This is a genomic window from Paenibacillus vortex V453 (assembly GCF_000193415.1).
GTDB classification, from domain to species: Bacteria; Bacillota; Bacilli; order Paenibacillales; family Paenibacillaceae; genus Paenibacillus_AQ; species Paenibacillus_AQ glucanolyticus.
The window spans coordinates 60,325-77,446 of record NZ_ADHJ01000012.1 but is presented as its reverse complement, the minus strand read 5'-3'; the positions used below and the strand labels follow the sequence as shown (position 1 = coordinate 77,446).

The window sequence follows — 17,122 nt, the reverse complement described above, 5'->3', positions numbered from 1 at the left end:
AACTCATGAAATTACGGCTTATCGCTGTTTGTTAACGAGGCAAATATCACATCAAAGCACTCATCAAACAGTTCGTCCAATGACCGGTTGGACTCTTTAATCCAGATCAGCATGGCACCGCTGATGGCAGCCTGTAATACCCTGCTGAGCGAAGCGACATCACATGGAATGATTTCGTTGTTTGTTATCGCCTGGTTCAGCATCTGCCGGGTAAACTCATCGATCAGCCGCAACCGGTACTGCGTCTTCTCCAGCAGATCGGGATCGGCCGTACTCTCCAAATAGAAGGAAGTGTGGTTAGCCAATTCAACGGGATGGCTCATACGTGAGGTAGAGTGCTTGAACACGGCCTTTAGTGCATCGATTCTGGGTTGATCAGACAGGCTGGCCTCATGGAAGGCTTGCCGGGTTAATTCAATGACATAATCGCTGTATGCCAGGAACATATTCTTCTTCGAGCCGAATCTCTTCATTAAGGCTGCCGGCGAGATATGCATTTCATGCGTGATATCCGTTAACGCTACTTGACCGTAGCCTTTTTTGCACAGCGCTCTGTAGACGCCATCAAATATGGCCTCGTCTTGAAATTCGCGAGGTCGTACCATCCAATACACTCCAATCAATTAGTGAATGATTATTTACTAATCATTATTTCATAGACCTTTTTACATGTAAACCCTTAATTCCCGGCCACTTATCTTAGAAACGTGAAATATGTCTTATTCTCTTAGGCGGGTTTAACCTCTATACTGTCAGTAGAAGGAAACCATAATCTAGGAGGAGCTGAGCAAATTGCGTACGAAGTTCGTTTACCAGGCACCTGCAAACGGTTATCCCGAATGGAATAATAACCCCCATATCTTTCAGCTAAATCGTCACAAGGCACACGCTTATATGATGACGTTCCCATCCGAATCCGAAGCGTTAAACCACGACCACTCCTTGTCCCCCTTATATAAGTCATTGAATGGGACATGGAAATTCGCTTTTGCGGAAACACCGGAAGCACGCATTCGCCATTTCCATGAAACCGATTATGATTCCAGTAGCTGGGCCGATATTCCCGTCCCTTCCCATTGGCAGCTTCAAGGCTATGACTATCCACAATATACGAATGTCAGATACCCTTGGTCCGATTCGGAGCCTGAATTGAAAGCTCCCTTCGCGCCAACCCGATATAATCCCGTAGGCTCCTACATCCGGGAATTCACGGTACCCGATACATGGGAGGGGCAGCCGGTTTATATTAGCTTTCAAGGTGTTGAATCCGCTTTCTATGTATGGGTGAACGGCGAAATGGTCGGGTATAGCGAAGATACGTTCACACCGGCCGAGTTCGATATTACTCCCTATCTGATCAAGGGCGGGAACAAATTGGCTGTTGAAGTATACCGATGGTGCGATGCGAGCTGGCTTGAGGATCAGGATTTCTGGAGACTTAGCGGCATCTTCCGTGACGTCTACCTCTATTCGGTCCCTGCGCTTCATATCTCGGATTTCTTCGTGCGGACGATTCTCGATGATGATTACCGGAATGCCGAATTGCAGATTGATGCAGCCATCACGAATTATTTTAATGAAACCATCGATAAGGACACCCTTCGGCTTGAGGCGCTGCTGTACGATCATGATCATCGACTGGTTCAGAAGCAATCACTCACCATCGCGGATTACATTATTGATGAGGACACCTTCTCCCTGGGCATGGACGTTCATCAGCCTGAACGATGGAGCGCGGAATCCCCCTGCCTCTACACTGTAGTTCTGGCATTGAAAGATTCAGACGGTGCATGTCTCGGAGCCGTTAGCTGCCGCACGGGCTTCCGCCGCTTCGAGCTTAAAAACGGATTGATGCAAATCAATGGGCAGCGCATTCTGTTCAAGGGTGTCAACCGGCACGAGTTCTCCCCTGATACCGGACGGGCTCTAAGCCGCGAGGACATGATCACCGACATCGAACTGATGAAGACCCATAATATTAATGCGGTACGGACGTCCCATTACCCGAATCAATCCATATGGTATGACCTTTGCGATGAATATGGCCTATATGTCATCGATGAAACGAATCTGGAGACACACGGCACCTGGGTGTATGGGCAGCAGGAACTGAAGGATACGGTTCCGGGCAGCAAACTCGAATGGCGCGACAACGTATTGGACCGCTGCAATTCGATGTTTCAACGAGACAAGAACCACCCCTCCATCCTCATCTGGTCATTAGGCAATGAGTCTTTTGGCGGCGACAACTTCATAGCAATGCATGATTTCCTTAAGGAGGTCGATCCATCGCGGCTGGTTCATTATGAAGGGATATTCCACTACAGGGAATCCGAAGCCGCCAGCGATATCGAGTCCACCATGTATGCCAAGCCGCAGGATGTGGAGAAGTATGCAACCAGCAATCCGGGCAAGCCCTACATTATTTGCGAGTACAGCCACGCGATGGGCAATTCATGCGGCGGGCTTCACCTCTATTGGGAGCTGTTTGAGAAGTATGACATCTTACAGGGAGCCTTCATATGGGATTGGATCGATCAAGCGATTCGCACCCAGACGCCGGACGGTACAGAATACCTTGCATATGGCGGGGATTTTAACGAGACGCCGCATGACGGCAATTTCAGCGGGAACGGCCTGATCTTCGCGGACCGCAGCAAAACGCCAAAGCTGGATGAAGTGAAAAAATGCTATCAGAACGTCAAATTCGAAAGCACCGATCCTGCCGCAGGTCGGATTCGGGTCACCAACCGCTTCTTGTTTACCAATCTGGATCAGTATCTTGTACAATGGGACGTGCAACTAAACGGAGAAGAGAGCCAATCCGGTACACTTCAGCTTTCCCTGCCTCCGGGCGAGCATACCGAATTCTCGATTCCCTGCTTTCCTATGGAACATTATGGAAAGGAAACGATTCTTACCCTCTCCCTCGTGAGGAAGGAAAGCGTCAAGTGGGCGCCAGCCGGACATGAAGAGGCCTGGGAACAGTTCGCTCTTACGCCATACGTTACGGAAAAATCGGAGCACGGGACTCACGGGCAGACGGATGCCTTGCTGGATGTTACCGAGTCTGAAGAAGACCTCCTCATCACAGGGTCTGCCGTTTCGCTGCGCTTTAACCAGATCACCGGCGATCTGACATCTTACACGCTGTCCGGCAAGGAATACTTGCGAGCTCCCGTCAGACCTAATTTCTGGCGGGCCGTTACCGATAACGATCTGGGCAACCGCCTCCCTGAACGCTGCGGCGTATGGAGAACCGCCCATAATCAGCGGAAGCTGATATTGCTGAGCTGGCAAACCGAGGGCCCTGCCGTTATCGTCTCCAGTCAATATCAGATAGAGACCCACCCCATATCCAGCCTGACCCTGGACTATCGGATCTTCCCTGACGGAACGCTTCATGTGCATGAAACTTTCATTCCTGGCAGCGGCTTGCCCGAGATTCCGGAAATCGGCATGCTGTTCCTGCTGGATAACGAACTGGACACCCTCCGCTGGTACGGCCGCGGACCTCATGAGAATTACTGGGACCGGAAGACCGGAGCCAAAATCGGCCGATATTCGGGGAAGGTGGCGGATCAGTTTGTCCCCTATCTGAGACCCCAAGAGTGCGGGAATAAAACGGATGTCCGCTTCGCCAGCCTTAACGCAGGAAGCAGCGGCGTCGGCCTCCGCTTCGAAAGCCCATCGCTCATGGAGTTATGCGCTCTGCCGTGGACACCGGATGAACTGGAACGTTGTGACCATGCTTATAAACTTCCCGCAAGCGATAAAACCGTCCTGCGCATCAACTACAAGCAGATGGGTGTAGGCGGCGACGACAGCTGGGGAGCGCCCATTCATGAGGAATTCACCCTGCCTGCAAACCGTACGTACAGCTTCGGATTCACGATTAGGCCAAGCCAAGGGTGAAATATACGAATGCTGGTTAACCGTGACCCATTGAGCAGCCAGAATATTGCGCAGAGGCCAGAACGCAGGTCACACTGAGAATTCCGATAGAAACATAGAGAATATAACAAAAAAATGCCCTCTCACCTCCCAAATGGAGGGAAGAGGGCATGGTTATTTACTTTTTCTTGATCGGTTGCGAATCCTATATCACTTACGCCTGTACGCCTTGCAGCTCATTGCGATCCGATTCGTCCCGGATATCCCCGACGATTTCTTCCAGAATATCCTCCATCGTCACGAGTCCGGCGGCAGCGCCCGACTCATTCGTTACAATCGCCATGTGGACGCGGGATTGCTGCATCTTGATCAGGACGTCTTTGATTGAGGACGATTCCGAAAGACGCGGCATCTCATGAATAAATTCATGCACGGCGCAGTCCCTTCCAGCCGCAATGCCTGTCAGCATCTCTTTGGTGTTGATAAACCCGATGAAACGATCGGCATTCCCTGCTTCGGCAACCGGATAGCGGGTATAATCATACTCACCCAGAACCTCAATGATTTTAGCAAGCGGCCAGCCCTGTTCCACCGTAATGATTCGCTCTCTAGGAATCATGATTTCCTGTAAGGTGCGCTCATCAAAAGCGAATATATTCTTCAGGTAATCCAGCTCAGTTTGGTTGATCTCGCCGCTCTCGTAGCTCTGATCCACAATCCACTTCAACTCCTCCTCGGAATGGACCGTCTCATGTCCAGCCGGCTTTACGCCAAATATACGAAGAAGAAGACGCGAAGCTCCGTTCAGTGCATAGATAAACGGGTACATGATTTTACCGAACCAGTATAGAGGCGATGCCAGCAGCAGCGTCATCTTCTCGGCAAATTGGATCGCCAATGTTTTCGGTGCCAATTCTCCGATGACAACGTGCAGGAATGTGATAATCGAAAGAGCAATGACATAGGAGAGCACGGTTGCAATGGCAGCCGGCACATCAAATCTCTCAAACAGAGGATGGAGCATCCGCTCAACCGTCGGTTCGCCCAGCGCTCCGAGTACGAGCGCCGTTATGGTTATCCCGAGCTGGCAGGCAGACAAGTAGTAATCCAGCTCGTGTGCTACCTTCTTGGCCTTGACTGCTTTTTTATTACCCTCTGCAATCAATTGATCGATTCTTGACATCCGTACCTTCAATATCGCGAATTCGGCTCCGACAAAGAACGCTGTCAGTCCTATAAACACAGCTACTAAAAATAAGTTTAACACGATTATTCCGTCCAATGATTTCCCTCAGTCGAGGGATTCACCTCCAAAAAAATGATGGTCTGAATGTATCAACGAGAAGCCCTTAACACGCAATCTCAAGCTTGTCTTAGAATGACTTGTTTAATCTGCAAGTTATCGGTTTCCGATACAACCCATACGTGCTCGCCTTGCTTGATCTCATCGCCGTCCTGAACCGTAGTGCCTTTCTGATACTGAATCCAGCCGCCAATCGTATCCATCTCTTCACGATTCTCGAAGACCAGTCCAAACTGCTTCTCAAGCTCATCCAGGAGAACCCGTCCATTAATCAGGTATTCACGTTCCCCGGTCTTCCGGATATCCGCCACTTCGTCGGCATCGAATTCATCACGAATCTCCCCAACGATCTCTTCCAATATATCTTCCATGGTCAATATCCCAGATGTGCCGCCGTATTCATCGATAACCAGAGCCATATGCATACGTTCCTGCTGCATCTTCAACATCGCTTCATGGATCGGCGTAACTTCAAGCACGATAGGAAGGTCCCGGACAAATTCCGTCAGTTTGCGCTCCCGTCCAGCCACGATATGCGGCAGCATCTTCTTCACGTTGACAACGCCGACCACCCGGTCCTTGCTGCCCTCTTCAATGACAGGATATCGCGTATAGTTGTGTTCATCCAATATACGGACGATATCCGGGTATTTCATATCCTTGTCGAGGGTAACCAGAGCGGTTCTCGGCACCATGATATCCTTGGTCACACGCTCATCGAATGAGAATACGTTCTCCATGTAAGCCAGCTTGGTCTGATTGATCTCGCCGCCCTGATAGCTTTGCGTCATAATAATGCGCAGCTCGTCTTCCGAGTAAGCCTGTTCATGTCCAGCAGGCTTCACGCCAAAGGAACGCAGCAATACTCGTGATGCTCCATTCAATGCCCAAATGAATGGTTTCATGATTTTCCCGAACCCATACAGCGGGGCAGCGAGCAGCAAGGTCATCTTCTCCGAGAATTGGATTGCCAGCGTCTTGGGTGCCATTTCCCCAACCACGACATGCAGAAATGTCACGAGTATGAAGGCAATGGCGTAGGAAGCAATCGAAGCCGTTGAGGCCGATACGTTAAAGAGATCAAATACCGGGTACATGATGCGTTCAACGGCAGGCTTACCAATGGCTCCAAGTCCGAGAGCCGTTACCGTAATCCCGAGCTGGCAGGCCGATAGATAATAATCAAGGTCGCCGGCTACTTTTTTGGCCACAACCGCCTTTTTATTCCCTTCAGCAATTAATTGATCAATCCGAGACATACGAATTTTTACAACAGCAAACTCAGAGGCCACAAAAAACGCTGTCAATGCAATCAGAACTGCAAGTATGAATAAATTAGTGATGGTAATAATGTCCAATGATTTCCCTCTTAAGAGGGATTCACCTCCAGATTTAATTAAGGCTGTATTCAATGTTATTCAGAAGCAAGTACATCATGTATTACAAATACCCAGGCAGAAGAGGCAGCCAATAGAAAAGATGTCACACCCTTTAGTTCCGTAACTTGATCCATTTGCAATAACGCCTTCCCAATGTACTACCTCCTCTCCGAATGTAAATTTTCATAATTACGAAAAAAGTATAACACAATCAGAGCCAAACCATCCAGTTGAACGTCATGGTTTAGAACATGTTCTGCCGTTTAATTCACACAATTCTCACTTGATTTATGGGTTTAAAATAGGTTTCAGGGTAAATCTGCCTTCTTACGTATTAAAGTTCCCTCTTTCTTCCTTCTTAAACCATTTATCTATCAATACGTATGAGCTGATGACTTGCCCGCATACATATCGATCCGTTACTAGAGGACAGTCATGACCATAGCCAAAATTCCTAAAAAAAACCGCAGGATCGTGGCTTGATCCTGCGGTTTTTATAACTGAATTATTTCCGATCTTAATGAAGATCAACGGTTTTGTTAATATCCGAGTTGCCCTCCGGCTGCTGGCCCACCATTTTTTTGAAAAAGGCCTTCACCGTTTTAGTTTTATTTCCGGTTTCCCAGTACTCTGCCGTGTCCGTATTCACCTTGATCCGAATCATGTTGGGATCGTCGTAGGATGTTTGCAGCAGCTTCTCGTATGCTGCATTCCAGAGCGCTTTTTTCCGTTCCACATCCTCTACAACTTCAGCCGTTCACGAATCGATACGTAGGATTTGCCGACATAAGCAATATTCACGTTGGGATTAGCCATGATTTCCGCATATTTGCTGGTATCCCGTTTCGTTAAGAACCAGAGGTCCCCATCAAATTCAATATCCTGTGTCTGCATCGGCCGGGAATTGATCCCACCCTCCGATATCGTGGAGAACATCGCGGTTTCCACATCCTTGATAATATCCTTAACAATCTCAACGGCTTCCTGGTTCACGACGGTTCCGTTTGACATATTGATCACCCCATCCTTCTGTTTAGTCTCTAATTACACTTCCCATAAATAAGTTAAACGATGAATGAAGACCATTTTCCTTGATTCTTGGATAAGATCAGCCTGTATCATTCCATTTCGGGCCGCGGCGAGTTTCGAATGGCTTTATGTCAAAAAAAGAGCCGTGACTGTCAGCGCAGTCACGGCTCTTCGGTTATAATAGATACTTTAGTCTTGATGGTCACAGCCAGCCTAGGTGATTATTCCACTCCACCTGATTCGGGCTTCGCCCTGAATTCAAGCGCATAAATGGAGGAAGGACGCAATGCGTAACCGCGCTGCAGTTCCTCCGCCGAAACCCCGTATTCCTTACACTTGATTTGCTCAGGCTGGAATACGGAATTGATATCATCGTAAAAATTCCCGGTAATTTCATAAACGGTTGTTTCCCCGGAAGCTTCGAAAGCTTGCAGCTCAAGCTCGGCCCGAACCTCCCCCAGGCTTCGGTTCACGATAAGCAGCGTAATCACGCTGCCGTCGTCATTCGTACCGGCCACAATGTCCAGATCCGGAAGCGCATCCAGCTCCACAGGCGTCTTCTTGTGTGACGACACGGAGAAGGTGCCGCATTCCGCCTTAACAGGAAGGATTCGCCGGATATCCCGATTCGCGTAAAGCTTTAACACTTCATAGGTGGGTGTACCGTATATTTCGAGAGGAAGCCCGCTCCAGCCAGGTTCTTTGCCGCAATACTGGTCGGCATAATAATCCCCCACTCTGATGCATCCTCCCAGCCAGCCGTTAACTAGATCGGAGAAGCTGCCGATATGCACCATATCGCTGCAACGAATCATTTCATTCAGGTTGGCGGCATTGGCCACGGCTGCTCCCAAGGTATGTTCGTTCGGCAGCCCTTTTCTTACGGTGTTCGGATAGTACATCGTGTTGTATTCGGTGATCGCCAGCTTCACGTGGCTATGCTTCGACTGGGACCGAATAAGCTCCGTCGTCTGCCGGATATAATGCCGGGTCCATTCGGGATAAGAGGCGATCGCTTTATAGCGGTCCTCTGCCGGGGTGTCCCGGTTCATGCCGAAGGGACCGTAGCCGTGGTACAAATGCAGTGTCAGATAGTCCATATACTCACCGGCCAGATCGAGGACCGTTTGATTCCAGTCCTGATCATAATGCCCGCAGGCCAGCAGCACGATGGAATCGTCCGCCTCCTTCATGGCCTTGGCAAACGATATCGTCCGCTCCGCAAACCTGTCAGCTGTGCAAGTGCCGACCTGCCATTGCCCCCAAACCTCGTTGCCAATCTCCCAGTACCTTACATCGTATGGCTCGGGTGATCCATTCTTTGCTCGCAGAGCTCCCATCGGTGTATCCACGCTTCCATTGCAGTATTCGATCCACTGGGCAGCCTCTTCTGGCGTGCCGGAACCATCGTTCACGCAAATGAGGGGCTCAACCCGCAGTTCGCGGCAAAAGCGGATGAATTCGTCCGTTCCGAAATATTTGCTGGTCCACCCTCCCCACGCTTCGTTGTACATGACAGGTCTCTCCAGAACAGGGCCGATCCCATGCCCCCAATGGTACGCGCTGATATAATTGCCTGCCAGTCGCATCATCCCCGCGTTCAGCTCGCGGGTCATGTCTACCACTTCGCGCTTCACCATGGCAATGCTGTCTACTGGCAGCATAGAGACGTGATCGATCCAGAGCATGCCGGTGGATACGTGGTCGACCCACCTTGGGTGCCCGGCCGGGATATACACCCGAATTTCCGCATCCGCACAAGCACGGGTTATGGACAGCTGCCCCTCGTATTCCTGCCAGTTATGGCTGCTCAGCTCGACCCGCAGCTGCCCCAGCGTTTCTTCCGTACGCCGGTCCACCGCTTCGATCATCAAATAACGAAGCTCGATGGAAGCCCTTGCAACCATCCGAACGGTGTAATCCTTCGGCCCTTGCAGCGATGTGATCTGCGTTATGCCGGCATAGGCCTCATCATCGCTCAGAATGCGGATGCGCTGGGCGCGGCCCGAATGCTTGGGTGCCGGCGCCTCCATGGCATACCTGGTGTTCCGTCCGTTGGTATACGAGCGCCAGCTTCCCGATACCGCGGTCTTTGATTCCGTCTCGCTTTCGAAATCCATGTCCTTCAAGGGAAATGCGAGCATGGCCTCCATATGGTCCCGTATATCCTCCACGAAATGTCCGAACAGGTAGGGGTTGACCGTATGCTCGCTCGGCCTGACGCAGTCAATGGTAATCTTGGCGTTTGTTTTCAAGATAAATCCTCCATAAGCGTGATATATTAGGGGAATTAATTCGTGCGAAAATGGCATGTGAGCTGAGCTCACCCTTTTACCGAGCCAATCATGACGCCTTTAACAAAATGCCTTTGCACAAACGGATACATAAGCAGTACAGGCAAACTGGAGACAATAATGACCGCGTATTTAATGCTCTCGGCAAGCAGGATTTTGTCTTCCAAACCAATGCTGCCGTCCACCGCATCAGATTGACTAATCAGCAGAATTTCGCGGAGCACCAGCTGAAGCGGATGCAAATTCTCGTTACGAATATAGATGAGCGCATTAAAAAATGAATTCCAGTGTCCTACCGCATAGAACAGCACCATGACCGCCAGAATCGGCTTGGATAAGGGCAGGATGATGCTCAGCAGCAGCCTCCAGTTGGAACATCCATCGATATGGGCAGCCTCCTGCAGCTCCCACGGAATGCTCGATTGGAAATACGTTCTCATCACGATCAGATTGTAGGTCGCGATGGCACCGGGAACAATCAATGCCCACATCGTATCGACCATTCCCAGATCCTTGACCAACAGGTAGGTCGGAATCAGCCCTCCGCTGAAAAACATGGTCAGGGTGATAAACACCATAATCGTATTGCGTCCTGGAAGGTCAGGTCTCGATAGCGGGTACGCTGCCAGTATCGTCATGATGATATTAATTACCGTCCCTACAATCGTATAGAAGATCGTATTGCGGTAACCGATCCAAATCTTATCGTTATGCAAAATATTCGTGTAGGCATCGAGCGTTACGCTCTTGGGCAGCAGCCAAACCTCCCCGTTCAGCACCCTTGCCGGATCACTGAACGAAGCGCTGACAATAAAGATTAACGGATACAGCACAATGAGAATAATGATGGCGGCGACCGCGTAAATGATCACATCGAATACCCATTCATCCGAGGTTCTTTTTATGGTCGATGGCTTGGACATGTCGCGTTTTCCCCCTTTACCATAAACTCGTCTCCGACGTTTTACGCGCAATTCGGTTTACAAGCAGCAGCAAAATCAGGTTGATGATCGAATTAAACAGCCCGATTGCTGCCGTGTAACTGTACTCTCCCTTTAAAATGCCTGTCGTGTAAACAAACGTGGAAATGACATCACTCGATTCGAGATTCAAATTATTTTGCATCAGCAAAATTTTCTCAAAGCCAATGTTCATGAAATGGCCGATATCCAAAATCAGCAGAATGATAACAACAGGAGCGATGCCGGGTAAGGATATATGCCAAATCCGCTTCAGCCTTGTCGCTCCGTCCATCTTGGCAGCCTCATAAAGCTGCGGGTTCACCCCGCTCAATGCCGCAATGTAGATAATGGACTGCCAGCCCATGTTCTGCCATATGTTAGAGCCGATAAAAATGGTCTTAAACCAGCCGGCTTCCTCCATAAAACGGACCGGCGTGCCTCCCATTGCCTCGATCAGCAGATTGACCGGACCGCTGGTAGGCGAGAGGAATACATTCAATATGCCGACAATCACAACTACGGAAATAAAGTGCGGAATATACGTAATGTTCTGCAGCCATTTGCTGAAGGTCTTGTTACGAATTTCATTAATGATCAACGCCAGCAAGATGGGAATCGGAAAAGCGATCAACAGCGAGAACAGATTAATGGACAACGTATTCCACAGCAGCCTCCAGAAATAATACGAATCGAAGAAGCGTTCGAAATGCCCGAAGCCCTCCCAGCTGCTCCCAAGGATTCCCTTGGCCGGGTTGAAATTCTTAAACGCAATTTGCAGCCCGTACAACGGACCATAGTGAAAAACCAGATACCAGACGACCGGCACAAGCAGCATGAGGTACAGGTCATACCTTTTGGCCATTTGTCTTAGCAAGCGGGGACCTCGCCTTCGTTGACCTGGAGGCATAGTGATCGTTGTATCGGCTTTGACACTCTTCATGGGCATCCACTCCTTATCCATGATGTGGCAGCATTATTTCTGCATCTTGTCATAAGCATCCTGATACAACTTCTCCAGCTCATCGATTTTCATCTTCTTCAGCGTAGACTGGAATTGTTCCCACTTGTCGAAGCTAAGCGCGCCCACAATGAATTTCGTGCTCTGCTCTTCGTAGTATTTATCGATATCGTTACGCAGAATGTTCACTTGCTGAGCGGTTTGCTCGTCAAACATGGGAGCCGCGTAGCGAACCTCCGGCATGAATGGATCCAGCTTCTGCTGCGCCTCCTGTACCTGCGGCGGATTGATGAAAGAGGCGACCTGCTCGCTGATGAGATGAGGCGCTCCTCCTCCGGCGTAAGGCGTGATTTTTGCCTGGTTGGTAATATCCTTCAAGAAATCCTCTGTATAGTAGGGAATTCCGTCCTTCATCTCGTAATGCTCTCCTTCTCTGCCGAACCGGAGAAGGGTAGATCCTTCGTCGCTATAGAAGTAATCGATCCAGCGCATCGTGACTTCTGGGTATTTATTGACGGACGTGATGGCAAAAGCTCCAAAATCCCGCGCAATCGGCAGCGCCTGACTTTGCATCCGGTCTCCGTCAGGCCCTGCCGGAGGCGCGATCCCGGTATATTGATCCTGGATTGACAAAAAGTTGTTGTTTGTCTGGTCAAAGAAGAATCCCGCATTCCCTGATCCCTGCTTGGCCAAATATTGCGCTTCAGTATGCGAGAATATCTCGGGATCCAGAAGCTTTTCCTTGTAAAGCTTGTTTAGATACATCAGCATCTCTTTATTCTTGTCGCTACCCATCCAGATGCTTACCTTGTCATCTTCAATGTTGATGTTGTAGCCGAGCTGTGTGTCCAGTCCGAACGATCCGCTCATCGCGCTCACAACCGATAACCCGATTCGGGCAGTCATCGGAATCTCATCCTGCTTGCCGTTGCCGTTCGGGTCCCCGTCACGGAAAGCAAGCAGCACCTGATACAGTTCTTCGGTTGTCTCCGGCACCTCCAAATTCAGCTTATCCAGCCATTTCTGATTAATCCATTTCTTATCCGTACGCGCCGCGCCTAGCGTGACGATGCCCGGAATCGCATAAATGTGGCCCTCCGGCGTTGTGATGCCCGAGCGGATTTCGGGATATTCCTCCATCCATTTCTTCAGGTTCGGAGCGTATTCATCGATAAGTCCTTCCAGCGGGATCAATTGGCCTGCCGACCCGTAGCGGACGGTTTCAAGCGGCGATAGCCCCGAACGGAACAGCGCATCGGGCAGCTCATTCGACGCGAACAGCAGGTTTTTCTTCTCCTGGAAGCCGTCTGTCGGCGCTTCGATGAACTCCACCTTTACATTGCTCAATTTCTCGTAATCCTGAAAAACCGGCATCTCCTTAAACGGACCATTAACGGGGGCAATCCGGGTGAACATCTTGAGTTCCACCGCCTGCTCTACGATCGGAAATCCCGTGGTGTGAACGATATTCTCCGAACCTTCGGGTGCGGCTTCCTTCTTCGAACCTCCATCTGAACTGCATCCGGCCAGCATCAAGCTGGAAACGATCATGGTCATGATCGCGTTTCTTCCCCAGTGTTTACGCATGAATAGGTGACCCCCACATTTCTTAATCACCACACGCTTAGTGTAAGCGTTTACCGTTGGTGTGTGATTATTATAATTCAACGGCCCTGGCAGCCAATTACAATAATATGATCATTTACTCCACATATTTTACGGTTTTTTTATACTGGCTGCTTCCGAAACACGGTTTCTGCCGATCCGAATGCTTGGTTTTTCTCTTATCCTTTTCCCAGACTGTTCAAGTACTCTTGCGGTGTCATTCCCGTAATCTCCTTGAACACTTTAAAAAAATAGTTATGAGTCGTAAACCCCACTTGATTGCTGATTTCCTTGATGGTATAGCGCCCGCTTTCCATCAGTTTACACCCTGCGTCGATTCGTACCCGATTCAAGTATTCCGAGAAGGTCCGCTGCGTCTCCTCCTTGAAAATTCGGCTTAAGTAGGATGAGTTCAACCCGATGGCGCCTGCCGCTAGCTCCAATGTGACATACCCCGGATATCTCTCCAGGATGAAGTGGATGGCTTGCGTGACATGACGAGAATATGCCCCGCTCACACGGTGCTGCTTCAGCAGGCCCAGCAAGTCGGCATAGAAGGATAACAGCCACTGCTCCAATTCCCCGACACTACCCATCCTTCCGAGTTCGGTTCTTGCAGGAAGCCTGTCCCCTGCTGCTTCAATGGATGGCATCCATGTTTTCAATGCCTTATCACCGGTCTGCATCAGCTCACTGACAATGATCTGAACCGTATGCGAATGGATTGGCTGATGGGAGATCGAAGCAAATATGGATGAAATTAAAGCCTGCACATCTTGGGTGTCCAGTCTTTCGATGGAGAGCAGAAGCTGCTTGTGCTCTTCGATCGTCAAAGAAACGCGCTCTTTGTACCCTCCGGCAAATCCGACAGCGTGGTCCATTATCCTTGGCGGCGTATTCTCGGCGAACGGCACCTTGACGGATGAAGCATCTAGTTCTCGCTCAGCTGAGCTGTAACTGGATCCAAGCTGGGATAAGCTGGTGCACACATGTCCTATAGCGGTTACGCATCTTAAATTGAGGAATAATTCAAGGGCGTGCTGAATCTTCCTTATTCGTCCATCTGCCTCGCTCATCACGGCAAATTCACTTCGTTCCTTGTTCGCAAACACAACAACAAACCGCCCATCCTCCACATAAGCTGCCGTCCGCTCATGGATATCCCCCAAACTCTGCTGCATCATATCCACTACCTGCTGAACCAGCCGATTCGTTTGCACATCGCTGTACGATTCCGTCAGCAGCCGAAACGGGATAATCTGCACAGCCGCAGCCGTATAACTGAAGGTCTGGGGATACAGGTTATTCCGCTGGGAGAAGGTTTCTGACTCCAGGCTTGCTTCCATCCCTCCCCGGATTAAATGCACAACATAATCGCGGATCAGGACAGGGTTTATCCTCTCTTCCAGGGCCTGCCGGGCAATGCGTTCTTTAAACAGCCGATCCTCCTGCCGCAATGCCAGGACCGCTTTATTCAGCATGGCGATCAGCGTTGCCCCGTCCAGCCGATGCTTCAATACATAATCGATGGACCCGTTCTTCAGGGACTCCCGCACGTAGTCATAGTCATCAAAGCTGCTGAGCATGATGGTCTTAATGGCCGGGAAGCGCTCTTTGATCGCTCGGTTGAGCTCTACACCGTTCATGCCGGGCATGTTCACGTCAATAATTGCAATATGAGGAGGGGACTGCTCCATCATCGCCAGAGCCATGAATCCGTTATGCGCTTGGCCGCACAGCTGAAATCCATGCTCATTCCAGTCGAGTAACGTCCACAGATTATGCCGCACCAGCGGCTCATCGTCGACAAGCAGCACTTGAAACATCGCTTATATCACCTCTTGTTCGGATTCTCCCTTACACTCCGTAAGTTTCGGCAGCCGGATCTCGACCTTGGTATACAGACCTGGCTCACTGTACAGCTTGACGCCGTATGAATGACCATACAGGTGTACGATCCGTTCATGCACATTACGCACCCCCATTCCGCTAAAACGGGACATATTCCCGCTCTTTCCCCTTTCACCCAACAAAGCAGCCTTCTGCCCCTCTGTCATACCCTTGCCATGGTCGATCACTTCAATCTTGAGGTCGCCCCCCTCTTCGCATACGCGGATCAGCACAAGTCCCTCCCGCTCCAGCGGTCCGATACCATGAATAATGGCATTCTCCACAAGAGGCTGCAGCATTAGCTTCAGCACCCGGCATTCCAGCAAAGCATCATCCTCAACCTGGGCAACCATCCGGATCGGCTCCATATACCTATACTTGACGATGGAGATATAGCGTTCAACATAATCCAGTTCCTCCCGCATCGTCAGAAATTCGCTTGAATTGCCCAGAACCCCGCGCATGAGCTCAATCAACGATCCCGACACTTCTTCGATGTTAGGTACGCCGTTCATCTTAGCCAGATACTTAATAGTGTTCAGCGAATTGTATAAAAAATGAGGATGAATCTGCGCCTGAAGGGCCGTTAACTCGGCTTCCCGCTTGGCCCTCTCACTGACCCGGATTCCTTCCATCAGCCGCTTCAAATCCTCCACCATGCTGATAAAGACGCGGTACAGCTGCCCGGTCTCATCCTCGCCCTTGATCTCCTTCCTGGGAAACGTTAAATTCCCCTCCTTCACAAACATCATCAACGATTTCAATCGCCGGATATTAAGGGTGATTCGCGAAGACACCTGCAGCGACCCGATGAGAACCACAACAAAGACGATAACCGACACCTCCGCCAGCAGCTTGCGCAGCCTTGCCGATTCGCTCAGCAGCGAATCCATCGGAATCAACGCCAGCGTGGTCCAGCCCGTATAACCGGATCGGCGGCTGACCACGATATAGTCTCTCCCGTCAATAACTTGCTTGATAGCATCACCATTACCTGCAAGCTCCTGATTGAGTCCGACAATCCTATCGGATGAAGGGGCAAAAGACGGTGCCGATTCGGCCTCATAAACGAACCCGCCCTGCATGTCCAGCACATAGATCATGCTGTCCGTAGTCGGCTTCACGCCGTATGTTTTTTGGATAAAATCATAATTCAAGTCCACCATGACCACCCCGATCGGTTCACGATTGTAGCGGATCTCCCGCCCTACCGTGATGGCGTCCGACACCCCCGTCTGCTTGAAATACGCATGGCGGGATCCATTCTGCAGCATGTAATCCAGCATCGGTGACCCCAGCACCGTCCTGTCCAACCACGGCCCACCGGAGAAATACACCTTTCCGTTCAGACCGACAACAGCGATCCGTGTAATGTAGGGCTTATAATCGATCAGAACGGACAGGAACTCATCGATCCGCTTCTGCTCCTGAAACCACTCGTAACTGATCTCTTCATTCGGGCTTAACAGGGTGTCAATCACCGTGTTTTTGTTGGTCACCACAACGGTGTTCAAGCGATCGATCTCTTCCAGCATCATATTCAGCGATTCATCCGCCTGCCGAATGCTGTCCGATACCGAGGTGACCGCATTGTGCATGATCGTCTCACGCATGCTCATGTAAACAATGACCGTAATCGAGACAATGGACACGAGGGTAACCGCACTAAACGCAATGAATATTTTCCCTTGAATGCTTCGACCGGGCGATATCCACCTCTGAATCGTAGAAAGCTTCATAGCGGAATTCTCCTTTTTCAAGATCAACCGAAATAAAAAGTAACCGTTTACAAAATGTCGTTCACATGA

At 50.1% G+C, this 17,122-nt stretch carries 10 protein-coding genes and 1 pseudogene; 1 reads left to right on the top strand and 10 read right to left on the bottom strand.

Features of this window, described 5'->3' with window-relative positions; all coding sequences use genetic code 11:
* Positions 1 to 11: 11 nt before the first annotated feature.
* A complete protein-coding gene (locus tag PVOR_RS05510) occupies positions 12 to 605 on the bottom strand; it encodes a TetR/AcrR family transcriptional regulator (RefSeq protein WP_006208113.1) in 594 nt (197 codons plus the stop codon).
* 187 nt (positions 606 to 792) lie between these two features.
* On the opposite strand from PVOR_RS05510, the gene PVOR_RS05505 reads away from it, so the two are divergent.
* Positions 793 to 3,915, top strand: coding sequence for a glycoside hydrolase family 2 TIM barrel-domain containing protein (locus PVOR_RS05505; protein WP_006208112.1), 3,123 nt, complete (start codon positions 793 to 795; stop codon positions 3,913 to 3,915).
* Between the two features lie 193 nt (positions 3,916 to 4,108).
* On the opposite strand, the gene PVOR_RS05500 is transcribed toward PVOR_RS05505, so the two are convergent.
* The 9 genes and pseudogenes from PVOR_RS05500 to PVOR_RS05460 all read right to left on the bottom strand — a co-directional run bounded on the left by PVOR_RS05500 (position 4,109) and on the right by PVOR_RS05460 (position 17,053).
* Positions 4,109 to 5,176: a hemolysin family protein gene (locus tag PVOR_RS05500; protein ID WP_006208111.1), complete on the bottom strand. Its 1,068-nt coding sequence runs from the start codon at positions 5,174 to 5,176 to the stop codon at positions 4,109 to 4,111.
* Between the two features lie 80 nt (positions 5,177 to 5,256).
* A complete protein-coding gene (locus PVOR_RS05495; RefSeq protein WP_006208110.1) occupies positions 5,257 to 6,555 on the bottom strand; it encodes a hemolysin family protein in 1,299 nt (432 codons plus the stop codon).
* 538 nt (positions 6,556 to 7,093) lie between these two features.
* A pseudogene (locus PVOR_RS05490) lies at positions 7,094 to 7,587 on the bottom strand (pyridoxamine 5'-phosphate oxidase family protein).
* A 239-nt stretch (positions 7,588 to 7,826) separates the two neighbouring features.
* Positions 7,827 to 9,860: an alpha-L-arabinofuranosidase C-terminal domain-containing protein gene (locus PVOR_RS05485; protein WP_006208109.1), complete on the bottom strand. Its 2,034-nt coding sequence runs from the start codon at positions 9,858 to 9,860 to the stop codon at positions 7,827 to 7,829.
* A 68-nt stretch (positions 9,861 to 9,928) separates the two neighbouring features.
* The gene (locus PVOR_RS05480; protein ID WP_006208108.1) at positions 9,929 to 10,822 is read right to left on the bottom strand and encodes a carbohydrate ABC transporter permease; all 894 of its coding nucleotides are present in this window, start codon (positions 10,820 to 10,822) and stop codon (positions 9,929 to 9,931) included.
* Positions 10,823 to 10,838: 16 nt separating this feature from the next.
* The gene (locus PVOR_RS05475; protein WP_006208107.1) at positions 10,839 to 11,801 is read right to left on the bottom strand and encodes an ABC transporter permease; all 963 of its coding nucleotides are present in this window, start codon (positions 11,799 to 11,801) and stop codon (positions 10,839 to 10,841) included.
* Between the two features lie 33 nt (positions 11,802 to 11,834).
* Entirely contained in the window at positions 11,835 to 13,406 is a 1,572-nt protein-coding gene (locus PVOR_RS05470; RefSeq protein WP_040680244.1) for an extracellular solute-binding protein, read from the bottom strand.
* A gap of 197 nt (positions 13,407 to 13,603) precedes the next feature.
* Entirely contained in the window at positions 13,604 to 15,250 is a 1,647-nt protein-coding gene (locus PVOR_RS05465; protein ID WP_006208105.1) for a response regulator, read from the bottom strand.
* A gap of 3 nt (positions 15,251 to 15,253) precedes the next feature.
* Positions 15,254 to 17,053, bottom strand: a complete 1,800-nt coding sequence (locus PVOR_RS05460) for a sensor histidine kinase (RefSeq protein ID WP_006208104.1) — start codon at positions 17,051 to 17,053, stop codon at positions 15,254 to 15,256.
* Between the last annotated feature and the right edge of the window lie 69 nt (positions 17,054 to 17,122).